We start from the raw sequence: 25,147 nt of genomic DNA, 5'->3' as shown, positions 1-25,147 counted from the left end.
TGGGATTCTTGCATAAGAGGAAAAAATGAATTTCTGCAGCGACAATGTGGCCGGCGTGACGCCGGAAATCCTGGCCGCGATCGAGACCGCCAATCGCGACGCCGCCGCCCGGCCCTATGGCAACGATGCCTGGACCAAGCGGGTGGAGCAGCATCTGACGGCGATCTTCGAGCGCCCGGTGGTGGCCTTCCCGGTGATCAGCGGCACCGCCGCCAATGCCTTGTCGCTTTCGGTCATGACGCCGCCTTACGGCGTTGTCTATTGTCATGACGAAGCGCATATCGCAGTCGATGAATGCGGCGCGCCGGAAATGTATACGGGCGGCGCCAAGCTACGGCCGATCTCCGGCGCCGATGGCAAGATCCCGGTGGATGCACTTGCCAAGGTCCTTGCCAATAGCTGCGCCGGCGATGTGCATCGCGTGCAGCCGGCGGCGCTGAGCCTCACCCAGGCGACCGAGGCCGGGACCGTTTACAAGCCGGCGGAAGTGGCCGCCCTCTGCGCCCTGGCGAAACAGCATGGCCTCAAGACCCATATGGATGGGTCGCGCTTCGCCAATGCGGTGGCGCATCTCAACATCTCGCCGGCCGAGCTCACCTGGAAAGCCGGCATCGACGTTCTCTCCTTCGGCGCCAGCAAGAACGGCGCGCTGGCCGCCGAGGCTGTGGTGTTCTTCGATGAAAAGCTGGCCGAGACTTTCGGTTTCCGCCGCAAGCGCGCCGGCCATCTCATTTCCAAGATGCGTTTCCTGTCGGCGCAGCTCGATGCCTATCTCACCGACGGCCTGTGGCTGAAACTGGCGCGCCACGCCAACAGCATGGCCCAGCGCCTGGTCCAGGGCTTGACCGCCTTACCGGGCGTGAAGCTGCTCTATCCGGTCGAAGCCAACGAGATCTTCATCCAGCTGCCAGTGCCGACCGTGGCGGCCCTGCGAGAAGCCGGTTTCGAATTCTACGACTGGCCCGACAGCGAACCCGGCACGATCCGTCTGGTAACAGCCTTCAACACGCAGCAGACCGCCGTCGATCATTTTATCGACACAGCGCGGCGCCTCAGCAACGTCGCGGCGTAAGTAAGAACCATCCCCAAATTGGGGGAAGCTCTCCAGAACCCTCCCCAAACTGGGGGAGGGCAGGGGGCAACGCAGGCCGCACCCGCAAAAAACCCGCAATTCCAGCGAGATCACCGCTCGAAACATGAGCGCGCCGGAAAAGGGACTTGATCCCGGCCGCGCCATCCACTATCAGAAGGCCCATCGCACCAGCGGCCACGTCCCCATCGTCTAGTGGCCTAGGACACCGCCCTCTCACGGCGGTAACAGGGGTTCAAATCCCCTTGGGGACGCCATAAATCGACATTATGGATTTATGAGTGCGAATAAAAGGTTGGACGCTTCCAATTTCGTTATCCGACAGACGCTTTCCACACTCACCCGCTCAGGGTAAGACGCGCTCTTTCGGCTGGAGGCTGCCGATGGCGCTTAGCTTACTGGCGTTGCACTCGCCCCACGCCTCCAAGCGCAAAGCCACCTCTAGCAGAGCAACGTCAGTCTCCACCTTAGCGGGAAGATCAGGCGTATCACATGGTGTCGTTAGCGAGGTAGGAAGCGGCGTGAGCACCGGGACCTTGACGACAGGTGAAGCCGAAATGGCAGGGATTTCCCGGTTGGTCTTCAAATAAGCGGCCAACTTTGGGGACACATGTTCGGAGATGAGACCAGCGTCCATGAGGAATTGCAGGTTGGCAGTCGCAGCTTTGGCGTCGCCCGTTTGGATGACCTGAAGGATTCTCGCGCTCTCGGTCCTCTCAGCTTCAGCTTGGCGCTGATAATCCGCGTTCAGCGATGCCACCACAGCATTCGCTACACCGGCTACCGTCGCGGCCACAATGGCGAGCACAAGCGGACTAGCCCAGCGTGCCCTACGAGTTTCGACTTCATGGGCCGTGACTTCGTGCTCCTTCAGCGCCATTTCTCGTTCAAACTTCTCGCAGTCAAATGCAAGCACTGGTGATAAGTCAGCCATGGCCTCGACTCGTCGTTGATGCACTCCTTCCAAATATCTACAGCACAATTTCTGTTTGCGTATATACGATGCACCGTTAGCCGATTTCCCCCGTCGAGGTGCCGGGTGCCTGCTAGCGAAAGGCATGTGGGCAGCGGTAGGAGGGCAGCCAGCGGCCTGCTATGGCTGTGTCTCAAAAAGTATACTTTCCACCGACTGTGTGATGTTTAGAAATGTTCGAATGTGTGTATCATGCTGAACTAAATTGAAGAGTAGCCGTTCCCTCTTCTCCACAACGATTCTGGAGGAGCTCCCCATGACCACGCCCAAAGCTATTCTTGCCGGCTTCGCTCTGATTGCCGTGTCGATCCTGGTGGTGGGGTTGGCGGATCGGCCTTTTGCGGCATCGTCCGGCGGGTATCAGATCACCACGGCAGCGCCGGGTGAGGCCTGGAAGGTCAATACGCAGACCGGGAGGCTCTATCATTGTCCGGTGAATGAGAAGGCGACCTGCACGGAATTCCGCGAGCAGTGATCGCGACGCAGTTTTAACGCGCTGGGCAAAAAGAAAACGCCGGCATTGAGCCGGCGCTTTCCTGTTCTCATATCATCGCCTGCTTACACCTGCGGGCGCATTTCGATAATGGTGGGGACCTTGCGCTTGGTGGCTTCGGTGAGCTGCTGCGGCAACTGGTCGAGGCTTTCGACATGCACGGCGGCGCAGCCGAAGCCTTTGGCGATCACCTGGAAATCCGGTGTGAAGATATCGACGCCGATCGGCTTGATCTGGCGGTTCTGCATATAGGTCTTGATCTCACCATAGCCGTTATTGTTCCAGAGGAAGACGATGACCGGCACTTCCGCTTCCACCGCGGCGGCGAGTTCGCTGATGGTGAATTGCAACCCGCCGTCGCCGGCCAGCACGACGACGGGACGGTCGGGTGCGGCGAGCTTCGCGCCGATCCCGGCGGGCAGGCCGTAGCCCAAGGTGCCGTAGCCGGTGCTGGAATTGAAATAAGCGCGCGGCGTCGGCGCCTGGTAGCTCTGGTTGAGCGCATAAACCGGCTCGGTCGAATCCCCAACCATGATAACATCGGGCAGGGTCTTCAGGATGACATCGGCAATACGCTGATGCACGCCGACCGCCGGCCACCAATGTGTCGCCGCGGCTTTCAGCGTCTCGGCGGCGCGCGCAGCACCATTGCGGTCGGCAGGCTTGTGGCTGGCGAGCTGGCGGTTGAGTTCCGCCAGAGCGAGTTTCGCATCGGCGACGATGGGGCGATCGGCCGGTAGGCCGCGCATCAATTGCTCGGGATCGAGATCGATGCGGATCAGCTTACCCTGAAGCTGCAACGTCCGGGCATCGGGATACATCTCCGTCTCGCCGAATTCGGTGCCGACGGCCAGCACCACATCGGCGCTTTCCAGCAGCTTGCGGACCGGCGGCAGCGCCATGTTCTCGCCGGCGCGCAGCTTGTGGCCGGGCGGCAGGATGCCCTTGGCATTAACCGTATGCACGACCGGCGCATCGAGATGCTCGGCCAAAGCAAGCGCTTCCGCCGCGCCATCGACCGCACCGCCGCCCAAGACGATGGCCGGCGCCTTGGCAGCCGCGAGCCAGTCGGCGGCCTGTTTGATTGCATCGGCAGCCGGCGCTGGGCGGCTGGGCAGTGGCCAGGCCTTGGCAGAGAGCGAGGCATCGACCGGCATGGAGATGACGTCGATCGGAATCTCGATATGAACCGGGCGCGGCCGGGCGCTATTAAAGACCGCGAAGGCGCGCGCCATCACCTGGGGCAATTGCGCCGGCGTCAGCACGGTATGGCTGAAGGCGGCGACACCGGCCGTCATGTTGCGCTGGGAGGGCAGTTCATGCAGGCGGCCGTCGCCCATGGCGAGCTGATCGGCCTGGTTGACGCTGGAGATGACCAGCATGGGGATGGAATCGGCATAGGCCTGGCCCATGGCGGTGAGGATATTGGTCATGCCGGGGCCGGTGATGATGAAGCACACACCCGGCTTGCCGGTGACGCGGGCATAGCCGTCGGCCATGAAGCCGGCGCCTTGCTCATGGCGCGGCGTCACATGGCGGATTGGGCTGTCGGCGAGGCCGCGATAAAGCTCCACCGTATGCACGCCGGGAATCCCGAAAATGGTGTCGACGCCATAAGATTCCAGCAGGCGGACGATGAATTCGCCACAGGTCGTCATAAGTGCAGCCCCTCTAAATCAGCATAAGAAACGCACCGATCCTGCCTTGCCGGACAGATCGATACGATACAGAATAATTAAAAGTTACATCGAGACAGGTCAATGTAAGCCGGATCAGATGTAGGCCGGGCTGGCCGGCCGGTACAGGGGAGAGAGGCGGCATGCTGTCCAATCTGAGCGATGGCGATATCCGCCTGTTGCGGATCTTTGTGAAAGTGGTGGAAGCGGGCGGCTTTTCCGCCGCGCAGATCGACCTCAATATCAGCCAATCGACCATCAGCACCCATATGACGGCGCTGGAGCAGCGGCTCGGCGTACGGCTGTGCCGGCGCGGCCGCTCGGGATTCAGCCTGACGGAAAAAGGCCAGCGCATCCATCAAGCGGCGCTGCAGCTCTTTGCCTCGATGGACGCCTTCCGCACCGAGGCCGGGGCGGTGCGCGACCGTCTGGTCGGGCGGCTGGCGATCGGCCTGGTCGACAACATCGTCACCAATCCCGCCTCCCATCTGGAGGAGGCGATCGAGGCCTTGAACCGGCAAGCGCCGGAAGTCGAAATCGCCGTGCATGTGGTGGCGCCGACCGATCTGGAGCGTGGCGTGCTCGACGGCAAATTCGATCTCGGCCTTGGCGCCTGCGGTCGCCATTCACCCAATTTGACCTATGAAGATGTGTTCGATGAACAGCAGATCTTGTATTGCGGCCGCGGCCATCCGCTGTTCGAGCGCAACAGCGAGATCGCCCTGAAGGATCTCAAGAGCCAGCAGTTGGTGCGCCGCGCCTATGCGGCGCCGGATCTTTTCCCAGCCAATATGCGGCCGCCGGCCCGCGCGGTTGCCGATCTCATGGAAAGTGTCGCGCTGCTCATTCTCTCGGGCCGCTATATCGGCTTCCTGCCGCAGCATTTCGCGCAGCACTGGGTCGATCAGGGCCGTATGCGGCCGCTTCTGGCCGGCAGGCTCGGCTATCGCAATCCGATCTATCTGACGATGCGCAAGAGCGACAGGCCATCGCCGGTCATCGGTGCATTCCTGAAGGAGTTTCACCGGGTGCACGGGCTTTCGGCCGGAACCGACAAGAGCGGGCAGCGTTTACGCCGTACCGGATAAGCTGCACGGGAGGATCCCCGGGGAGGGAAGCGTGCCGCATCTGCTGACAAAAGTGATGCCGGGTCTAGGGCATCTGGCCAGCTACGATCGCCGCTTGGCCTTTCGCGATGCCATGGCCGGGATCAGCGTCGCCGCCGTCGCCATCCCCGTTGGCTTGGCTTATGCCGCCCTGATGGGATTGCCGCCGATCATCGGGCTCTATGCCAGCATCCTGCCGACGGCGGTCTATGCCCTGTTTGGCCCCTCGCGGCTTTTAATCGTCGGGCCCGATGCCGCGACCTGCACTGTCGTGGCTGCCGTCTTGGGCCAGCTCGCCTTGAGCGGCGTCGAAGGCCGCATTCTCGCGGCCTCGGCCATTGCGGTGCTGGTCGGCGTCATCTGTCTGATCGCCAGCTTTCTGCGCTTCGGCTTCATCGCCAATTTCCTCTCGCGGCCCATCCTGACCGGCTATCTGGCCGGCGTTTCCATCACCCTGGCGGTCGGGCAATTGACGCGGCTGACGGGGATTCCCATCGACAGCAAGGGCATCCTGCGGCCGCTGCTGGACGTCATCCGCGATATTGGCCAAATCCATGGGCTGACCGTCGCGCTCGGGCTCGGTCTCTTCCTCGCCTTGCGCCTGATCAAGTGGTTATCGCCAGCCATCCCCGGGCCGATCCTGGGAGTGATCGTCGCCATCGCTTTGTCTTGGCTGTTCGACTTGCCGGGACGTGGCGTCGCCGTGCTGGGTGCCATTCCCAGCGGGTTGCCATCTTTCGTACCGCCCGTGAGTTCGGGCGAAATCGGCCTCATGGTGCTGGGTGCATTGGGTGTTTTCGTGGTCAGCTTTTCCAGCGGCATCATCACCGCCGAGAGCTTCGCGGCGCGGCGCGGCGACAAGGTCGATTCCAACCGCGAACTGATCGGCTTCGGCGCGGCCAATATCACCGCGGGCTTTTTCCAGGGCTTCTGTGTGACCGGCGCGGATTCACGAACCGCCGTCAGCCTCTCCCTCGGCGGGTCATCACCGCTGGTGGCGATCGTTGCTGCCGTGGCGATCGCGCTGGTGGTTTCCTTCTTCACTGAGCCCTTGGCCTTGCTGCCCCAGGCGGCGTTGGGTGCCATCCTGGTTTCGGCGGCGGTCGATCTGATCGATATCGCCAGCTTCCGCCGTTTGGGGAAAATCAATCGTCCGGAATTGTTCCTCGCCTTGATCGCCACCGGCGGCGTCATCTGGTTCGGTGTCTTGCAAGGGGTGATCGTGGCGATGGGTGCGACTTTCCTGGGGTTGCTGCGCCAGGCGGCGAAGCCGCGCGATGGTATGCTGGGACGGCGTCCCGAGGGATTTGAATTCGTCAAGCTGCATCACGATCCCAAGGCCGAGCCAGTGCCGGGCATTCTCGTCTATCTCTTCGAAGGATCAATCCTGTTCTTCAACACGAATTACTTCGCCCGCCGGGTCCGGCGCGCCTTGCGGGCGATGCCGGATGCACGCTGGCTGGTGCTGGATGCCGAGGCGATGACCCACGCCGATATCGGCGCGGTCGATACACTATTCGAATTGAAGGCAGAATTGGACCAGCAGCATATCCGCCTGGTGCTGGCGAGTGGTCACGGCCAGTTCCGGGAGATCCTCGAGCGCTCAGGCTTGAGGGATGCTATCGGAACCGAGTGGCTGTTCGATACCGTGCGCAAAGCGGTGGAAGCCATCGAGCAATATGAGGCTGTCGCCGAAGTGCCGGCGAGGCCGGGTTATGGCGAAGGTGTGATCGGCAAGACTTCGGCATAGGTCAGCACCATATTGACGGTCTCGCCATCGTCGGATAGCGGCAACAGGATCGATTCCTGGCCGCGCAGAAAACCGGAGGCGCTGACATAATCGGCATGGTCATAGACGAAGCTGCGTTGCGTGATGACGATGTCGTAGTTTGCCAGCGCCTCCTGAAGGCTGGCGCCGACCGCACATTCCTCGACCGTGCGGCCGGTTGGATTGAAGCCGCGAAACTCGACATCTACCTGTCCGACCAGCCGATAAATCATGCGCCGCGGATTATGGAAGATGTCGATCAACTGGATCGCCGACAGCCATGGCTTCATTTCGATCGGATCGATGTCGCGGCGTGCCGGCATCAGACGCGCGCCCCGCTTGGCATCCCAGTACTGGTAGATGCCTCGAATGCGCGGTTTGCAGCGACGCAGCATTTCCTGTGGATCGGTCGTACGTGGATACATGTAATTCGAAGCGGTATCGGTATAGCGGAATGCCGCGATATGCTGTCAATTGCGGTATTGCCGGGCGCTGAGATAACGCACTTTTACATTAGAGTGTAAAAAATTAAAAAAGCCGTAATAGCGGACGGAGATATTCGTCAGGTAGTCCATTCAAGCTTCAACATGCCGGGCATTTCCGCTAATGCGCGGATGGCCGGTGGCATATCGTGATTAGTCGGCAGCGTGCGCCAGTTCAGCCGGCAGTCAAGCTCGCCGATCTGATCGATGCTGTCATAGGTCGTTGTCACGCGGCTGATATGCAGGCCGGCATCGGATAAGGCCTTGCGCACGATCTCTTCGCTCAAATGTTCGACGCGCCAGCGCAGGCGCAAGATAACTTCCCGCTCGCGGCGAAGGCGACGTTCCACCGATTTCAAGCCGGAGAGGATGACGAGGCCGAGAAAGGTCGCGCTCCAGCCGAGGACATATTGGCCACTCCCAAAACACAATCCAACCGCGGTGACATACCAAAGCGAGGCGGCAGTGGTGAGGCCGACCACCAGATTGTCGCGGCGCAGGATGGCGCCGGCACCAATGAAGCCGACACCGGAAAGGGTCCCCAGCGGCAGGCGCAGGGTATCCATCTGTGCGAAGGACTCCGGGGTCTTGCCCACGGTCGCGAGCAGCCAATTGGCGAGGAGCATCGAGAGGCAGGCAGCGAGGCCGACCAGCATCGTGGTGCGCATGCCAGCTGCCCGTTCGACCTCGCCACGCTCAAAGCCGACGATCCCGCAAGCAACCAATGTGCAAAGCAGCCGGATTCCCATCTCCTGCCATTCGAGATGCAACGTCACTGGCACCTCCTCGCATCATGGCGTGGCCGGCAGGATAGCATGAGGCTACGAGTCTCCTTCAGTAGGCCTCGTTTAGAATGGCAGGACGGCGAGATATTTGAGTAGCGAGAGAATACCGATGATGATGACGATGATGCGGATGATTTGTTTCGCGCGGCCCTCGATTGGCAGCAAGCCGACAAGATAGAGGACAAGGAAGACGACTACGAATGTGATCAGGATTCCAATCAGGATATTCATACGTGCTCCTTTAGCCGGTCAAATCGTGAAGCGGACCGGAATGCTGCAAAAACAGATAACTGGATCAGTTCGCACAGAAATGACGATAAAACGTCGCGAAGAAGATCTTCATCCCTCTTTGAGCGCTGCAGTTGTATAGATGCCACCGCAGGAGAACTGGTGATACCAACAGCCGGCGCGCCAGACGAAGGTGCTGAGAATAAACAGGCAGAAGATCAGAAAGGCGGCACGCCGCACGCGCCAGGAGCCAAAAAGCAATATCGTCAGCATGCAAACCGACAAACCTGCGCCGGCTACAATATCCCAAAAAGAGGGTCCCATCATGTCGAACCTCCCCGATACATTTACGCGTCCCTCATCCGCATCGTGACCTGGCGGATCATGGAAGCAACGCTCGTCTGGCTCTGAGGTTCCACTTCCGCGTGCAACGGAGAGCGGGGTCTAGCGAGCAAGGGGCGCGCGGCAGAATTCCCGCATGGAAAAATGTCGATATGCCAATTGTTTAGGCGCGGTTATTTGCGGCGATCTTTAAATTTGCACATTTGCTTGAGCAAATGTCAGTCCGCGCCTCGATCCCGTATGGCAATGAATCAATCCTCAACGGCTGTCAGTGGCCGCGCCACGGCTTCCAGGGATTTGCGTTCGGCGGCAACGCCCCAGATAGCTTGAATAAGGCCGGCGCCCACCATCAGGACAGCGCCGGCGATATAGCCGAGGAAGACGTCCCGCCGCGATCCGGTCTCGATCAGATAGCCGAAGAAGGACGGCGCAACGACACCGCCGAGGCCGGTGCCGATGGCGAAGAAGATGGCGATGGCCAGGGCCCGCATCTCCAGGGGAAAGGTCTCGCTGACCGTCAGGTAAGCGGAACTGGCGGCGGCGGATGCAAAGAAGAAAATCGCCATCCAGCAGAGGGTCTGCGTTTGCGCCGTCAACAGGCCCTGTTCAAACAGAAAGCCACTGATGATTAGCAGGATGCCCGAGAGGCCATAGGTGATGGGGATCATGACGCGGCGGCCGAGCGTATCGAACATTCGGCCTAGCAGCACGGGCCCGAGGAAATTCCCCGCGGCGAAAGGCAGGATATACCAGCCGACGCGATCCGCAGCGACGCCGTAGAAATCCGTCAGGACCAAGGCATAGGTGAAGAAGATGGCATTATAAAAAAATGCCTGCGCCGCCATCAGGCTGAGCCCGACCAAAGCGCGACGGCGGTGAAGCCGGAACAGCACGTGAAAGACCTCGCCGAGTTTTGTGTGCGTTCTCGGCTGCAGGCGCAGCACCACCAGCTTTTCCGTCGATGTCAGATGATGCGGCGGAAAGCGTTGCTCGATCTCTGCCACAACACGGTCGGCTTCGTCGATATGCCCATGGGTGATGAGCCAGCGCGGGCTTTCCGGAATCCAATAACGCATCACCAGGATGATGATGCCCAGCGCTGCGCCGATCAAAAAGCAAAGCCGCCAGCCGAGATCGCCGCTGAAAATCACCGGATTGAGCAGCAGCAGCGATCCGGCACCGCCGAGGGCGGCACCAAGCCAGAAGCTGCCGTTGATGACGAGATCGGTCCAGCCGCGATAACGCGCCGGCACCAGTTCCTGGATGGTGGAATTGATCGCCGTATATTCCCCGCCGATCCCCGCACCAGTCAGGAAACGAAATAGCATGAAGCTTTCCAGATTCCAGGCGAGCCCCGTTAGCAGGGTCGCGGCGATATAGAGGAAGAGGGTGATGAAGAACAGCTTCCGCCGCCCCAGCCGATCGGTGAGCCAGCCGAAAAGCACGGCGCCGAAGACGGCACCCGCCAGATAGGCGCTGCTCGCCAGGCCGACATCGGTGTTGTCAAAACGCAGGACCGGGCTTTCCTTCAATGCCCCGGCAACTGCGCCGGCCAGGGTGACCTCCAATCCGTCCAGCACCCAGGTCACGCCGAGAGCGATCACCACCAAGGTATGGAACCGGCCCCAAAGCAGGCGATCGAGGCGCGCCGGGATGATGGTTTCGATGACGGAAAGGCCAGTCCCCTGATTTGCCATATCTCCCCCGCTGTTCCCCTTGCTCTGGCGCAGTTCAAAGCATGAACAATCAGCGCAGCTATCGGTTCATTGGGAACCGCAGCCTTTACAGATGAGAGAGGATGTTGACCAGCTTGCCGAAGGGGTCCCGCACATAAAAGCGCCGGACGCCCCAGACCTCGTTGACCGGCCCGTACTCAATCTGGAAGCCTGCCGCTTTCATGCGCTCGAGAGCCACGTCGACATCATCGACTTCGATGGACAGATCGGGCGTCGCTGTGTCGTTGCCGCCTTGTTCCGCGAAATTGATCTGGACCGTCATCGTGTCGAACGAGCCGTAAGTGGCGATCCAGCCATGATCCATCAAGATATCCAGGCCGAGTGCCTCTCCATAGAATCGTTGGGCAGCGGCCACATCGCGGGTGGAGATGTTGGTGGTGATCCGTTTAACCTTCATGGCTTATTTCCGATCAACCGGCGAATTGCTGCGTCGGCAATCCGGTGACACCGGGATCGATTTCGAACAAAGCACCGGCGAGCGGTTCCTTTTCCAACTGTTCGGCGGTCAGGCCGATACGGGCCGAGGTGACAAAGAGCCGGTCAAGCTTGTCACCCGCGAAGGTGCAACTGGTGACCTGGGAAACGGGCAGGGGAATCGTGCGATCCTTGCTGCCATCGGGCCGCAGCCGGACAATGCTCCAGCCCTGCCATAGGCAAACCCAAAGGCAACCCTCGGCATCAGTCGTCATGCCGTCAGGCGAGCCTTCGGCCCGGGTGAAACTGGCAAAGACGCGCTTATTGGTGATACGGCCGTCGCTCTCAACGTCGAATTGATAGATCTCATAGGCTTCGCTGTCGGTGTGATACAGGATGCGGCCATCGAGACTGAAGGTCGGGCCATTGGAACAGATGTAACCCTGGTCGACTTCATGGCGTGAAAAATCGGGATCGAGGCGGTAGAACCTGCCGACGGGCCCACGTTCGCCATCGTCCATCGTGCCGAACCAGATGCGGCCGAGGCGATCGACCTTGGCATCGTTGAGCCGATTATCGGGCAAAGCCTGCTCGATCTTCTCGGCTTCGGTGATGCTGAACGGCGATAAGGTCAGTTCGGCAATTGCTTTGCGGAAGCCGGCGACAAAGCCCGGCTTCTCGCGACGCTCCACCACCCAGCCGATATAATCAGGCATGGTCCAGCTCTGCTGGCTGCCATCGAGGCCATAGCGATGTAGCAACTGGCCTTTGATATCAGTCCAATAGATCGCCTGTTCACGCTGCGACCAGAGCGGGCCTTCGCCGATTTTGGCCTTGGCATCCCAGATCAGTTTCGCGTCGCTCATACCACCCCATCCCCCGTCATGCGACTGATGGGCGGTATTTGTGCATCTTTCACCGGCGCGAACAACCCCGCTTATGCCGCCGGCCGGATGCCGAGGACCGACTCGATATCCGGTTCGTCAATTTGCTGGCCATCGAGGAAACGATGGGCATAGTCGCGCCAGACGCCGGAAGTCAGGAAAAGGTCCAGCAGATCCGGGTCCAGGTGATGGTCACGCTTCATATTGCCCATGATCCTGATGGCCTCGCTAAGTTTCTTCGCCTTCTTATAGGGCCGGTCGGTTGCCGTGAGGGCTTCGAAGACATCGGCAATCGCCATCATGCGGGCGACGGGTGACATCTCCTCGCCGCGCAGCCGCTTGGATAGCCCTTCCCATCCATTTTCTCGTGATGGCCGCCAGCCAGTTCCGGCACACTCTTGAGATGCGCCGGAAAGGGCAGACTTTCCAGCATGACAATGGTTTGCACGATGTGATCATTGATGCGGTAGCGCTCCTCGGCGGTCAGCGTGCCGCGCGAGATGCAAAGGTTATAGACTTCGCCGCGATTATATTTGTAAGTCGGCTCGTTCAACTGGAAGCCCCAGGGATTGGTCTTGCCGATCAGATCGCGCTCGCTGTGATAAATGAGATGATCGTCCCGGTCCGCCAGCAGCGGCTCATCGACCGGCAGCATCGGCTCAGCTACGCGGTCCATCCGCGCCTTTTCTTCATAGGAGACACCGAGACGATTGCTGATCGTCCGCCGCCACGTCCGTTTGGCGATCCGCTTGATGCGCTCGATCTTCGTGGGTTCCATGAATTCGCCGCCTTCATTGCAGTGGGCGACGAAGGCGAAGTCATCATCCAGTTGCCGCTGGGCCGATGTCATTTTTGACCGCAGTTCGACCGGATCACCGCCTTCAGCAACGCCTCGCCAATAGTCGATTTCGGCATCGCGTTTCAGGATCTCGAAGCGATTGCGGATCTCATGAATGCGATCATAGATGGTTTCCAGCTTGGTGGCCTTGTCGACCACATATTCCGGTGTCGTGACCTTGCCGCAATCATGCAGCCAGGCGGCGATATCCAACGCTTCCCATTCTTCTTCACTGAGATTGAAGTCGCGGTAGGGACCGGTTTTGGCGCCACAGGCTGCCTCGGCCAGCAGGCGGGTCAGCACTGGCACGCGTTGGCAATGGCCGCCGGTATAGGCGGATTTGGCATCGATGGCGCCGGCAACCAGCTTGATCAGCGCATCGATCAGCTTGCGTTGCGCTTCCAGCAGCAACTTGTTTTGAATCGCGACGCTGGCACTGCCGCTGACGGCATGCACCAATTTGAGCAGCCGTTCACCGGCGTCGAATTGCTCATTCTCATGCGAGATCGCCTTTATGAGCATCAGAGCGCCCAAGGGCGCCTGATTGCGGTCGAGCAGGGGAACGATGATCAGGAGGACGCGGAGCGCCTGCAGGCGATGGACGAATCCATGCAGGCCCAAGGCCGTCAGTTCGTCCTCGTTCAAGGGGCGTTCTACCGTACGGATATCCTTGGTTTCCAGCGCCTCGGCCAGGTTGATGCAGATAGCCGGGCCGTCGAGCGGCAAAGGCTGCGAAAGCTGCTCGGCCGAGAAAAGTTCGCGGTCGTGCCAGCGAATGACCTCCGGTATCAGCATCTGACGGTCTTCGCTGATCATATAAATGGCGCCGCCGTCGCTGCGAACGAGGTCCACCGCTTCTTGCAACACGCGGTCCAGCAACGGCTTGAACTTGGGCTCGGCCGCCAGCGCCGTGCCGATCTTAAGGAATTTACGGATCGTGCGCTTCATGCGGTCGAGCGAGCGGCCGAGATCATCGATCTCACCGATATGGCTGCGGATTTTGATGTCGCTGCTGAAGTCGAAACTCTCGATCTTCATCGTCTCGCGGGCGAGAATGCGCAGCGGCTTGACCATGCGCTTGGTGATGAACCAGGCGGCGGGGATGGCGAGGAGTATCAGGACCCCGGCGATGATCGTCTGCCGCCACACGACATGCCGGGCGGCGGCGAAGAATTCATCGTCGGGAATGCCGATCAGCAAGGACAATGTCCGGCCTGGCCGGACCTCCAGCGGCGATTTGATGATCTGCCAGGTGCGTCCGTTGGATACGACGGTAGCACGGCTTTTCTGGTTGTCACGGAGGCTGAGCTTATTGGCCTGCTGCAGAGCCGGGACATTCAGCTCATCAATCCGCGCCAAGCGGATTTCCGAATGGGCGGGCCGGATGATCATCTGCAGCATGTCGCGATAGGCCACAACCTGCCCCTGCTGATCGACAAGCGCCAGCTCGGTCGATGGCGTGATCCGCATTCGGCTAAGTTCGGTGGCGATGGAAATCAACTTGATATCCAGGCCGAGAACGGCGCCGCCCGTCAGCGACCGGCGCGCGAGGGTCATGCCGATCGCTTCATTGGTGAAGAAGACATAAGGCGGCGTAGTGATGACCCCGTCTTGCGTCGCCGCTTCCTGATACCAAGGCCGCATGCGCGGATCGAACACGTATTCAGGTCGGCTTTCCGTTTTCAGCAAGCGGTTCTGGCGATCATAGAGCCGGTATTCGCCGATCATCTGGCCGGTGCCATCATCGGTGATGGATTGGGCGAGAATCGTTGCATCGCCAGTTATCGAAAAACGCCGCCGCTCGGTTTCATTTCGCAAGGGACGGAACAGGATGAATTCGCCGTTCGGATAACCGACGAAGAGGGCATCGATCAGCGTGCTGCGCGATAAGAGGTCACTTACCAGCGGCAACGGTGCCAAGCGCTGCTCCAGCGTATCCGCCTCGCCGAAGGAGCTGTGCACCAGGGCGGCCAGTTGTTCTTCCGCCGGCTCGATATTCCGGCGGGCTTTTTCGGCGATGGCTTCGCTGATATAGCCGATCGCATCATTCGATGCGCTGATCAACACTTCCTGGGTGCCGCGATAAGCCTGCCAGCTCAACAGGGAAACGACGACGGCAAGCAACCCGATGACGCTGAAGGCGGCAACGACCTGCAAGGGCAGGCGGATGCGTCTTTTGGCAGGCAATGGTGCGATGGCGTCGGTCAGATTGGCCTTCTTTCTACAGACCGAGATCAAAATTCCAGCAACCGATCCGACATCGGCTGCGGCAATCGGGTGCGATAAATTGTCTGGAGCGTTCCATCGAGCCGCATTTCCTCGATCAATCGCAGCCAGGCATTCGCCATGGCCGGCGCAAAGCTCCTGCGGCTGAAGACGAGGGCATGAATAACAGGTGGCGCCGGTGACAGGTCAAGCAAGCTGAAATCCGTGAGCGCGGATTTGTCGGTGAGATAGAAAGCGAGGTTGATTTCGGGCGACAGAATAAGCTGCACCTGGCCATGGACCAGCCCATTGTAAAGCGATTGCTGATCCGGATAGGCGACGACCCGGCGGCGGTCCTTGATCGCCTTCAGATGGAAGTCGTAATAGGGGCCGTGGCGAAATCCCTGGACGATGCCCAGGCGCCAGTCCCGGTGCCTGATTATGTCGTCAAATTCGTGAATATCTTCCGCCAAGGAAGCACGCATCACCACCATATTCTCAAACGCGAGATAGGGTGCGAACATGGCGATCTTTTCGCGCGCGGGCGTAAGGATGCCACTGGTGGTCATGTCGAGCTCGCCGTTTTCGATTTCCTGCCAGATCTCGGATGTGGTCACGACGCTTTCTTCGAAGACGCAGCCGGTCCGGCGGGCGATCTCGTGGATGATGTCGGCGTCAATACCCTGACCTTTGTGATAGAGAGTGCCAAATTCGTAGAAGGCGACGCGGATCGGGCGGTTGCAGCCCAATTCATTCCGCACCGACGCGGGTTCTGCAGCGGACTGACCGGCCGGCATCCCCATCAAGACAAGCATAAGCGCGCGAAACCATCGCAGCCTCACGTCGTACCCCCGTCATCAGCCTTCGTTGTCAGCCCGCGGGGCGCCTTCCTGGCTGTAGAACCTGTCCCCCACGCTTAAAATGTTAACATAAAATTGGAGAAAGTCAGCGGGGGACAATAGGCGGTAAGCACTTCTTGCGGTGGTATTGCAAGTCTCGAAAAAGGCGACGTTCCGTCAATTCGATGAACGGCTTACCGGTTGAGTGGTCGCGTGCAGGTTGTCATTGGACCACGATATCAGGAAAAGCAGGACGGTTTTGCTATGTTCCGATCCACCGAATTGGGGAGAGGTGGAGTTCTCCAATGTACCCTTCTTGGCGTCGTAGCTGGTGGCGGCAAACTTCGCCACGCCGAGCTGTTCCTCGCGCTTGAACAGCGCGATTTCGGGAAAGGTGAATTGGCCGGCCAGCGGAATAGGAATATCGAAATTGGGAATGCCGACCAGAACCTCCTGCTTGTCGATCGACAGGGCGCCCGCGCGAATCTCGACGATCGTGTCGGCGTCATTCTTGTTGTCGGTAATGGCGAAGCCCTGGCGCAGGACGTGATCACGGATCGAGCCGATGGCGTATTTGCCGTCTAAGCCTTCGAAATTGTCGGCGTTGATAAACACCTTCGAATTCTGGGGGATGTTGAAGACAAGCTTTTCGGCGGCGCGATCCGCTGCGGCCGATATCAGTAGTTGCTCCGTGGCCGTTCTCGCCGGATCGGTTTCACGGACCGTGGTGCAGCCCGTCAAGGCAATGACCGACAACACGCTGACAACGAAACTGGCGCGCTTGAACTCAAATCGCAAACCGCTCCTCCTGCCGATAAGCCGCATGAGTGTGAGACGATGGCTATGATTGCTGGATGACGGCGCGGGGAACTCTGCACCGACGAGAAAACGAGTGTTCTGACCGGGCCATGGCCCGGGCGGATTGATGCCAGAACTGCGTTGCGCGAGGCAATGCCACAAAGGGCGCCTCACACATTCTTGATATGTGATTGCGGAAGGTTAGGGGCGAGACCGAGCGATGCCGGCGCAACAGGCGATTACGATCAGGCCGGCGGCGACCAGGCTAAGAGCGATGGGGAGGCTGGTGACTTGCGCCAGTGGTCCAATCAGCGGCGGACCGGCGAGAACGCCGGCGTAAGCGAAGATTGCAACGGCCGAAATCGCGATGCCGGGAGACACGCCCGGCAGACGGCCGGCGATGCCGAAGAGCTGAGGCACCGAATTCGCAAGCCCGATGCCCGTCAAAGCAAAGCCAATGAGACCGATCGTACCGGAGCTGCTCATCATCGCGATGAAGATGCCGGCCGCGGCGAGGGCACTGCCATAGCGAATCGTGGCGCCCGGACCGATCTTCGTCACAATCCAATCGCCGGTGAGGCGTCCCAACGCCATGGTAAGTGAGAAGGCCGCGAAACCGAGGCCTGCCGCGGATTCCGTGAAACCGCGTTCGAAGCGCAGAAAGACGGCGCTCCAATCCATCATCGCGCCTTCGGCCATCATCGCCACCAGGGCCAGTAGGCCGAGCAGCACGACCAGGCGGGACGGCCAGGCATAATGCTTGCCGCCTTGGCCGCTGCGGCTTGGCAGCATGAATCTGAACTGGCTGGCGATCATCGTTGCCATGGCGCCGGCGATCACCGCGGCGGCCACGATCGGCCCAAGGCCAAGATGCATCAAGCCGCCGAACAGGCTGGCGCCGGCCATGCCGCCGATACTGAACATGCCGTGCAGCGATGAGAAGATCGGCCGGCTGCCGAGATGTTCGACAGCAACACCCTGGGCATTCATTGAGATATCCATTGCGCCATTGCTGGCGCCGAAGATGAAGAGGCAGGTCGCCAGGATGGCGATGGTGGGCGCCCAGGCCAAAAGCGGCAGCATCAGGAAGAAAATGGCGGACGATCCCAGAATTACATTGCGCGAGCCGAACCGGGCGGCAAGGAGGCCGGAAATCGGCATGATGAGCAGTGCGCCGGCGCCGAGCGACAGGAGGACAAAGCCAAGCTCGGCTTCACTGAGTGCCAGACGCTCCTTCGCCAAGGGGATCAATGGCACCCAGCTCGACAGGATCATGCCATTCGACAAAAACACGGACCGCGATGCCCGGCGGGCAGCCGCCGGATTGTAATGCCGCGACATATCGGCCTGATCAGCCGTGATTTTGCGAGAGACGCTCATACTTGCTCTGTTCGTTTTGAATTTCTGGTCAGCCGGCGATCCGCACATCAATGCCGGCGTCGCGATAGGGCGTGAGCCGGTCGGCCGGCAGTTCGCCCTCGGTAATCAGATGAGTCAAACCGCTGATCGGGCCGATGGGGAAGGGCGCGCGGGTGCCAAGCTTATTGCCTGTCACGGCCGTTGCGACGCGGCTGGCGCAGGACATCATGCAGCGCTTCAGGCGCGCATCATCCAACGTCATCTCGCTCATCCCCGCATCGGCGTCGATGGCACAGACACCAAGCAGGCATAGGTCTACTGACAACCCCTTGAGGGCTTCCCAGGCGGTGATGCCGCTGCTGACGCGCTCAGTCTTATCGACCCGGCCGCCCAGCATGACGATTTCAATGCCGGGATGATCGATCAGTGCCATGGCTGCGGGCAAGTTTGGCGTGATAATGGTCGCCTGGAGATCCGGCGCGAGATGCCGGGCGACGGCAAGCATCGTCGTCCCACCATCCAGCAGCACCGTTTCACCCGGGCGGATGAGCGCCGCTACCGTCTTGCCGAGCCGATCGCGCGCGGCGACATCCTCGGTCAGGCGGACGGCAAAAGGGGCCGCGGCGGGCGTCAGGGGGAGGACCGGCAAGGCGCCCCCATGGACCCGCCGAAGCAAACCGGCAGCGGCAAGCTCATTCAGATCTCGTCTGACTGTATCCTCGGATACCGCCAGGAGCTGGCTGACCTCAGTCGCGACGATCTTGCCGTTGCGCCGCAATAATTCCAGCAATCGATGTCGACGCTCCTCAGGGAGGACAGGTTCCTGCGCCTGCGTGTTCATGCGGTATTTCTCCGGAATATGCGGTTATATCTGCACGAATGTGCTTCTTATACAAGCCAAATAAAAGACGGTCAGGCCTCTGTAAGATGCCTGCAGTGTAGCAGTGGACCTGCTCTTTGATACGGCTCGTTGCCTGCGCAGTTTGGTCGCGCCACTTCAATAAGTCGTTGCAAATAAATCGCTTAGCGATAATGCTAAGATTTGCGGTGTATGCTTGACCGCTCCGCTTTCTGCATGCATCGATACGCTGTTAGAATCGTCGAAGTCCGCGTCGGGGGGATGGCGATGATCTGAACGGATGATCGGTCTCACTTCTGAACGGGATGAGTATTGTGGCTTCTGCGATTGCAAAGGTCTGGTGTACCGGTGTCGCAATTTTGTTGCTCGCCGGCTGTGGGGAGCAGAAACCTGCCCAGCAGGCCCAGGCCGCGCCGCCAGCCGCGGTTGGTGTTCAAACCATCATTGAAAGGCCGGTTGCCCAGGGGCAGGAATTTATTGGCCGTGTGGAATCGATCAGCCGGGTCGATATCCTGGCTCGGGTGGAAGGCTTCCTCGAAGCGCAGCATTTCCGCGAAGGACAAGAGGTTAAGAAGGGCGACCTGCTCTTCACCATTGAAAAAGATATGTTCAAGGCCCAGGTCGACCAATTCGAGGCGCAGGTCGCCGCCGCACAAGCCAATCTCGCCAATGCCGAAATCCAGTATCAGCGCGACCTTGCCTTGGTGAAGAACCAGAACGTCCCGCAATCCACCGTCGATAAGGACAAGGCGGCGCGCGATGCCGGCAAGGCCCAGGTGCTGCTGACCCAGGCGCAGCTCGAACAGGCGCAGATCAACCTCGGCTATACCGATATCTATGCCCCGGTCGATGGCAAGATCGGCGCCACGAATTACGATGTCGGCAATCTGGTCAGCCCAGCCTCAAAACCGCTGGTGACGGTCGTTACGCAGGATCCGATGTATGTGACTTTTCCGGTCGCCCAGACTGAGTTGATGAAAATCCGTGAAGACCGGCAACAAGAGGATGGTACGCTCACCAAGATCGAATTCGTCATCCGCTTTCCGGATGGCAGCACCTATCCGCATGCGGGACGCTGGGATTTTACCAGCCCGCAGGTCGACCAGCAGACCGATACCGTTGAAATGCGTGCTACCTTGCCCAATCCGGAGCGCAAGCTGATCGATGGCCAGTATGTGAAGGTCATTCTGCGGGAGCGTAAGCCGCAGTCCCGCGTGGTCGTGCCGCAGGCGGCGGTACAGACGGCGCAGGGTGGCAGCCAGGTGCTGATCGTCGACAAGGATAACAAGGTCGCGGCCAGGGTCGTCGAGCTTGGCCAGACCGCCGGTTCGGACTATATCATTGTGAAAGGGTTGAAGCCGGGTGAGCGGGTCATCGTCGATGGCATCCAGAAAGCGAAACCCGGCCAGATCGTTCAGCCGACCGAAGTGAAGCCACAGCCTGACTTCAAGGAGCAGGAACAGGGCGGCGAACCGGAAAATAAAACGCCGGAGGATAAGAGTCAGGCGGATAAGACTCAGGGCGATAAAGCCAAAGGAGTCGGCCAATGATTTCTGCGGTCTTCGTCGACCGCCCGCGTCTGGCTTTCGTCATCTCGATCGTTATCACGATCGCGGGTCTGATCGCGCTGACGCAGATTCCGGTCGCTCAGTTTCCCAATATCGTGCCGCCGCAGGTGACAGTGGCGGCCACCTATCCAGGCGCCGATGCCGGCGTCGTTGAAACCACCGTGGCGCAGCCGATCGAACAGCAAGTGGTCGGCGTCGACAATGCGCTCTATATGCAGTCGATCTCCGGCGCCGACGGCAGTTACAGCCTGACCGTCACCTTCGCTTTGGGCACCGATCCGGACATCAATACCGTCAACGTGCAGAACCGGGCGGCGCTGGCCGAGCCCAACCTGCCGCAGGAAGTGACGCGTCAGGGCCTGACCATCAAAAAGAAAAGCTCGGCACTGCTCTACGGTATCACGCTGTTCTCGCCCGAAGGGACCAATAGCCCGCTCTTCCTCAACAACTATGCCACTATCTACATTCTCGACCAGTTGAAGCGATTGCCTGGCGTCGGTGATGCCAGCCTGTTCGGTCCGCTCAATTACTCGATGCGTCTGTGGCTCAATCCCGATCGCTTGACCAGTTTCAACCTGACGGCGAACGATGTCATCAACGCCCTCAACGCGCAAAACATCCAGGCGGCGGTCGGCCGGATCGGCGCGCAGCCGATTTCCAACGATCAGCAATTGCAGATCAACCTGACCACCAAGGGCCGCCTGACCACGGTCGATGAGTTCAAGAACATCGTTCTGCGCGCCAATCCCGACGGTTCGGTGGTCCGTATGTCGGATGTCGCCCGCGTCGAATTGGGGGCGCAATCGGCGGACCGCCATACCCGCTTCAACGGCGTGCCCAGCGCGGCCATCGGCATCTATCAGTCGCCGGGTGCCAACGCGGTGGCGGTGGCCAAGGAAGTGCGGGATAAGATGGATGAGCTTTCCAAGTCCTTCCCGCAGGATGTGCAGTACAAGGTCTTCTACGACTCCACAGTCTTCATCAACTCGACCATCGAGGAAGTGATTAAGACACTGCTGGAAGCCTTCGTTCTCGTTGCCATCGTCGTCTATCTGTTCCTCGGCAAGCTGCGGACCACGCTCATCCCGCTGATCGCCGTGCCGGTGTCAATCATCGGTACTTTCGCGGTCATGCTGATGATCGGCTTCTCGGCCAATACCGTCTCGCTCCTCGCCTTGGTGCTGGCGATCGGCATCGTCGTCGATGACGCCATTGTCGTTATCGAAAACGTCGAGCGCGTCCTGGAAGAGGAGCCATTGCTCAGCGTTGCCGAGGCGACCAAGAAGGCCATGGCCGAAATTACCGGCCCAATCATCGCCATCACGCTCGTATTGCTATCGGTCTTCATTCCGGTGGCTTTCATTCCAGGCCTCAGCGGTGAGCTGTTCCGGCAATTCGCCATCGCCGTCTCGGTGTCGATGCTGATTTCGGCGATCAATGCCTTGACCCTCAGCCCCGCGCTGTGCTCCGTCCTGCTGAAAAGAAGCCACGGCCCGAGCCGGGGGCCGATTAAATATGTCCTGCGCGGCATCGACAAGGTGCGTGACGGTTATGCCGCGATCGTGGCCCGGTTGATCCGCGTCTCGGTGATCAGCATCGTGGTGATTGCCGGTCTCGGCATCCTTTCCTTCTTCCTCATGGGGCGGACGCCGCAAGGCTTCCTGCCGGATGAGGATCAAGGCTATTTCTTCGCCTCGATGCAGTTACCTGACGCTGCGGCTGTGGGGCGGAATGAGGCCATCACCAAGCAAGTCGAAGACATCATCAAGCACGAGCCCGGGGTCCGTGACGTGCTCTCGGTGGTGGGTTTCAACTTCCTGGACGGTATCGCGCAGTCGAATTCCAGCTTCTTCGTGGTGGCGTTGAAGCCCTATGAAGAACGCACCGATCCGTCCCTGCGGGTACAGGCGATCCTGCAAAAACTGCGCGGCAAGCTCTTTGCCATTCCCGGCGCCGTCATCGTGCCATTCAACCTGCCGCCGATCATCGGTCTCGGCAGTACCGGCGGCTTTCAGTACATGATGGAAGATCGCGGCGGCAACGGCACGACGCAGCAGATGCAGCAACTGATGCAAGCGTTGATCGTCGCATCCTCCCAGAACAAGGATCTGGCAGCCGTCTTCAGCACCTATTCATCCAGCACGCCATCGCTCTATCTGAATATCGACCGTGACAAGGCCCAGACCATGGGAGTGCTGGTCTCGGATATCTTCACCGCCTTGCAGGGCACGCTGGGCGGCATCTATGTCAACGACTTCAATCTCTATGGCCGCACCTGGCAGGTGCAGATCCAGGCGGAACAGGATTATCGCCGGCGGATCGACGACATCTACGACATCTATGTCCGCAACCGGAACGGCGGCATGGTCCCATTGCGCGCCTTGATGAAGATCGAAGACCGATTGGTCCCCCAGGGCATCACTCGGTATAACGGCTTCCGCGCGGTGTCGATCAATGGCTCCGCCGCGCCGGGCGCCAGTACCGGCACTGCCTTGGCGGCCATGGATCAGTTGTCGCAAAAGGTGTTGCCGCAGGGCTTCAGCTACGAATGGACCGGCACTGCCTTGCAGGAAATTGCGGCGGCCGGCAAGACACCCATCGTGCTCGGCATGGCGGTGCTGTTCGCCTATCTGTTCTTGGTCGCGCTCTATGAAAGTTGGACGATCCCAGTGCCGGTGTTGCTGTCCGTGATCACCGGTATGCTGGGGGCAATCGTCGCCATCTCTCTTGCGGGACTGAGCTTCGACGTCTACGCGCAGATCGGCCTTGTGGTGCTGATCGCTTTGGCGGCGAAGAACGGCATTCTGATCATCGAATTCGCCAAACTGCAGCGTGAAAGCGGCAAGACTATCTTGGATGCCGCCTTGGAAGGGGCACGACTGCGTTTCCGACCCGTGATGATGACCAGCTTCGCCTTCATTCTCGGCCTGCTGCCGCTCGTCACGGCTCTGGGCGCCGGCGCGGCGACGCGCCGGGCGGTCGGCACGCCGGTTTTCGGTGGCATGATCGCCGCCTCGGCTGTCGGCATCTTCCTCATTCCCATGCTCTATGTCGTCTTCCAGCGGATGCGCGAATGGGTCAAGGCGAAGCTTGGCCGAGGCCATGAAACGCATCGCCCGGTCGGCGATGAGGACGAGGAAGAGGAAGCCGGGGTTTAACCGCTGCCTACCAAAAGGAACACTGCCGATTGCAAAATCGGCGGTGTTCCTTTTCAGCCTATCTCGCCCGCTGAGGACGTGCCGGTGGATCGAAAGGCAGGATATCGGCGGAAGATGACGGCGGTGGCGCTTGCGTTGCGGGCAGTATGAGCAGACGAGCAGCAAGCTCTTCGCAAGCTAGGCGGATATCCGGCACGGCGGTGATTTCCCAGGAGGCACCCTTGGTCATCGGGCCGATGGCGAAAAGATCGGCATGGCGTTCACCTGCGGTATTGATCGCGGCGCCACCATCCGCGATATCGATGCCGAGGCGCAATGCATCGGCGCGGATATGACCGGCATCGAGCAATTGCCGGATCAAAGGTCCGTCGATCTTGGCAAGATCGCTTTGCAGGCCCGAGCAATCGATGACGCGGTTGACATTCAGCACTGATCGATCGCCATGCCGTGCTGTCAACGTCACCTGAACCGTTTCGATGCAATGTTCAATTCTGCCGATGCGCGCGGCAGCGATCCTGAGTTGGCCGCGTTCCCGCGCCTCCTGGATACGTGAATCGATTCTCGGCGCGGCGCGATGGCGATGCACATCCCACCACGGGCGCAGATGGCGGAGGAAACGCTGGCGTTCGCCTATCGGCATCTCGCGCCAGAGGCGCTGGGTATAAGGACGCAGGCCGTCGATCACCGCCCGCCAGTTGATATTTTCCGATGCCGCTTCGCGGATAGCTGCACGGACATCTCGCAAGAGCCGGCACAGGGAGGCCCCCTGCGGCAGCTTGGCGAAGCGCCAGGCCTGGGCGACCGCGCCATGGCGCTGCGGCAGCAAGCCGCGTCGCGACACTGCGTGAATGGGTCCGCGATGGCCTTGGTCGAGCAGCGAGATCACGGTATCGATCATGGTTAGGCCGGTGCCGATCAGGAGAACTGGCGCATCCGAATTGAGATTGGCCAGCGCGCGCTCGGCCCAGGGATCGCCGAAATAACCCGGCTGCGATCTGCGCGGCGGAAAATTGCCGATGGCCAGCACCGCCTGATCGACTGGTAACTTGCGGCCGACGGCCAGTTCGACCGACCATCCATCCTGTTGCCGATGCATGGCGACTGCTTCATCGTTCACGAGGAACAGGTTGCGGTCATTGCCTTGCCGCCAGATGCGATCGCCCAGCAATTGCTGCACATAGCGGCCGAAGAGACCACGCGGCACAAAGCTGTTCGGTCCCGGATCGTCCGGCAGCGTCGCCCGCATTTCCGCCGGCAGGCTGCGTAGCCATTGAACAAAATGGTCCGGCTGGTCGGAGAACGCGCTCATATTGCCGGCCCGTACATTGAGGAGATGATTGGGGTTGCCGGTTGAATAGGCAAGACCCAGGCCGAAGCGCTGGTTCCGTTCGATCAGAAGAATGCGATCATCCGGCGCACATCGCCGCAGTAAATGCAACGCAAGTAAAGAGCCGCTGAAGCCGGCACCGACGATGGCAATGGCACGACCTTGTGTGGGCAACATGTCGACCTCCTTTGACGGCGCGGCTTCACTGGCGGTGTCGCC

The 25,147-nt window shown here is 60.1% G+C and carries 20 protein-coding genes, 1 tRNA gene and 1 pseudogene; 7 read left to right on the top strand and 15 right to left on the bottom strand.

The window, feature by feature from the left end:
- Window positions 1-25 precede the first annotated feature (25 nt).
- Both SMD27_RS10905 and SMD27_RS10900 read left to right on the top strand, forming a co-directional pair.
- Complete coding sequence (locus SMD27_RS10905; RefSeq protein ID WP_320508392.1) at window positions 26-1,072, top strand: threonine aldolase family protein; 1,047 nt, start codon at window positions 26-28, stop codon at window positions 1,070-1,072.
- Window positions 1,073-1,271: 199 nt separating this feature from the next.
- Window positions 1,272-1,347 (top strand) — tRNA-Glu (locus SMD27_RS10900).
- 89 nt (window positions 1,348-1,436) lie between these two features.
- Here SMD27_RS10900 and SMD27_RS10895 read toward each other — a convergent pair.
- Entirely contained in the window at window positions 1,437-2,024 is a 588-nt protein-coding gene (locus SMD27_RS10895) for a hypothetical protein (protein ID WP_320508391.1), read from the bottom strand.
- 295 nt (window positions 2,025-2,319) lie between these two features.
- On the opposite strand from SMD27_RS10895, the gene SMD27_RS10890 reads away from it, so the two are divergent.
- On the top strand, window positions 2,320-2,538 hold the full coding sequence (locus SMD27_RS10890; RefSeq protein WP_320508390.1) for a hypothetical protein: 219 nt from the start codon (window positions 2,320-2,322) through the stop codon (window positions 2,536-2,538).
- Between the two features lie 83 nt (window positions 2,539-2,621).
- Here SMD27_RS10890 and SMD27_RS10885 read toward each other — a convergent pair whose 3' ends face one another.
- Window positions 2,622-4,214: a 5-guanidino-2-oxopentanoate decarboxylase gene (locus SMD27_RS10885; protein WP_320508389.1), complete on the bottom strand. Its 1,593-nt coding sequence runs from the start codon at window positions 4,212-4,214 to the stop codon at window positions 2,622-2,624.
- A 161-nt stretch (window positions 4,215-4,375) separates the two neighbouring features.
- Between SMD27_RS10885 and SMD27_RS10880 the strand changes: the two genes are divergently transcribed.
- On the top strand, window positions 4,376-5,320 hold the full coding sequence (locus SMD27_RS10880) for a LysR family transcriptional regulator (RefSeq protein WP_320508388.1): 945 nt from the start codon (window positions 4,376-4,378) through the stop codon (window positions 5,318-5,320).
- A gap of 31 nt (window positions 5,321-5,351) precedes the next feature.
- Window positions 5,352-7,088, top strand: coding sequence for a SulP family inorganic anion transporter (locus SMD27_RS10875; protein WP_320508387.1), 1,737 nt, complete (start codon window positions 5,352-5,354; stop codon window positions 7,086-7,088).
- Here the strand turns inward: SMD27_RS10875 and SMD27_RS10870 are convergent.
- From SMD27_RS10870 to SMD27_RS10810, 12 genes and pseudogenes are all read right to left on the bottom strand, one after another.
- Window positions 7,052-7,531, bottom strand: a complete 480-nt coding sequence (locus tag SMD27_RS10870; RefSeq protein ID WP_320508386.1) for a PAS domain-containing protein — start codon at window positions 7,529-7,531, stop codon at window positions 7,052-7,054. The genes SMD27_RS10875 and SMD27_RS10870 overlap by 37 nt on opposite strands.
- Before the next feature lie 137 nt (window positions 7,532-7,668).
- A complete protein-coding gene (locus SMD27_RS10865) occupies window positions 7,669-8,364 on the bottom strand; it encodes an MgtC/SapB family protein (protein ID WP_320508385.1) in 696 nt (231 codons plus the stop codon).
- 72 nt (window positions 8,365-8,436) lie between these two features.
- Window positions 8,437-8,604, bottom strand: a complete 168-nt coding sequence (locus SMD27_RS10860; protein WP_320508384.1) for a Thivi_2564 family membrane protein — start codon at window positions 8,602-8,604, stop codon at window positions 8,437-8,439.
- Between the two features lie 108 nt (window positions 8,605-8,712).
- Window positions 8,713-8,928 (bottom strand): hypothetical protein, encoded by a 216-nt coding sequence (locus tag SMD27_RS10855; RefSeq protein WP_320508383.1) that lies wholly within the window; start codon window positions 8,926-8,928, stop codon window positions 8,713-8,715.
- 266 nt (window positions 8,929-9,194) lie between these two features.
- Window positions 9,195-10,640, bottom strand: coding sequence for an MFS transporter (locus tag SMD27_RS10850; RefSeq protein ID WP_320508382.1), 1,446 nt, complete (start codon window positions 10,638-10,640; stop codon window positions 9,195-9,197).
- A gap of 85 nt (window positions 10,641-10,725) precedes the next feature.
- Window positions 10,726-11,076, bottom strand: a complete 351-nt coding sequence (locus SMD27_RS10845) for a VOC family protein (protein ID WP_320508381.1) — start codon at window positions 11,074-11,076, stop codon at window positions 10,726-10,728.
- 13 nt (window positions 11,077-11,089) lie between these two features.
- Window positions 11,090-11,959 carry an SMP-30/gluconolactonase/LRE family protein gene (locus tag SMD27_RS10840; protein WP_320508380.1) on the bottom strand — a complete coding sequence of 290 codons (870 nt, stop codon included), beginning with the start codon at window positions 11,957-11,959 and terminating at the stop codon, window positions 11,090-11,092.
- Between the two features lie 71 nt (window positions 11,960-12,030).
- A pseudogene (locus SMD27_RS10830) lies at window positions 12,031-14,207 on the bottom strand (HD domain-containing phosphohydrolase).
- Window positions 14,208-15,049: 842 nt separating this feature from the next.
- Window positions 15,050-15,781 (bottom strand): substrate-binding periplasmic protein, encoded by a 732-nt coding sequence (locus SMD27_RS10825; protein ID WP_320508377.1) that lies wholly within the window; start codon window positions 15,779-15,781, stop codon window positions 15,050-15,052.
- Between the two features lie 255 nt (window positions 15,782-16,036).
- Window positions 16,037-16,657: a DUF6655 family protein gene (locus SMD27_RS10820; RefSeq protein ID WP_320508376.1), complete on the bottom strand. Its 621-nt coding sequence runs from the start codon at window positions 16,655-16,657 to the stop codon at window positions 16,037-16,039.
- A gap of 201 nt (window positions 16,658-16,858) precedes the next feature.
- A complete protein-coding gene (locus tag SMD27_RS10815; protein ID WP_320508375.1) occupies window positions 16,859-18,037 on the bottom strand; it encodes an MFS transporter in 1,179 nt (392 codons plus the stop codon).
- Window positions 18,038-18,065: 28 nt separating this feature from the next.
- Complete coding sequence (locus tag SMD27_RS10810; RefSeq protein ID WP_320508374.1) at window positions 18,066-18,857, bottom strand: DeoR/GlpR family DNA-binding transcription regulator; 792 nt, start codon at window positions 18,855-18,857, stop codon at window positions 18,066-18,068.
- Between the two features lie 332 nt (window positions 18,858-19,189).
- Here SMD27_RS10810 and SMD27_RS10805 point away from each other — a divergent pair, with 332 nt between their 5' ends.
- Together SMD27_RS10805 and SMD27_RS10800 are read left to right on the top strand one after the other, a co-directional pair.
- Window positions 19,190-20,425, top strand: a complete 1,236-nt coding sequence (locus SMD27_RS10805) for an efflux RND transporter periplasmic adaptor subunit (protein ID WP_320508373.1) — start codon at window positions 19,190-19,192, stop codon at window positions 20,423-20,425.
- A complete protein-coding gene (locus SMD27_RS10800; protein ID WP_320508372.1) occupies window positions 20,422-23,601 on the top strand; it encodes an efflux RND transporter permease subunit in 3,180 nt (1,059 codons plus the stop codon). The genes SMD27_RS10805 and SMD27_RS10800 overlap by 4 nt, the downstream gene beginning before the upstream one ends.
- A gap of 58 nt (window positions 23,602-23,659) precedes the next feature.
- Here the strand turns inward: SMD27_RS10800 and SMD27_RS10795 are convergent, their stop codons facing one another.
- Entirely contained in the window at window positions 23,660-25,105 is a 1,446-nt protein-coding gene (locus tag SMD27_RS10795) for an FAD/NAD(P)-binding protein (protein ID WP_320508371.1), read from the bottom strand.
- Window positions 25,106-25,147 lie beyond the last annotated feature (42 nt).

The organism is Dongia soli (assembly GCF_034044715.1).
Taxonomy (GTDB): domain Bacteria; phylum Pseudomonadota; class Alphaproteobacteria; order Dongiales; family Dongiaceae; genus Dongia_B; species Dongia_B soli.
This window is presented reverse-complemented; position numbering and strand designations above follow the sequence as displayed.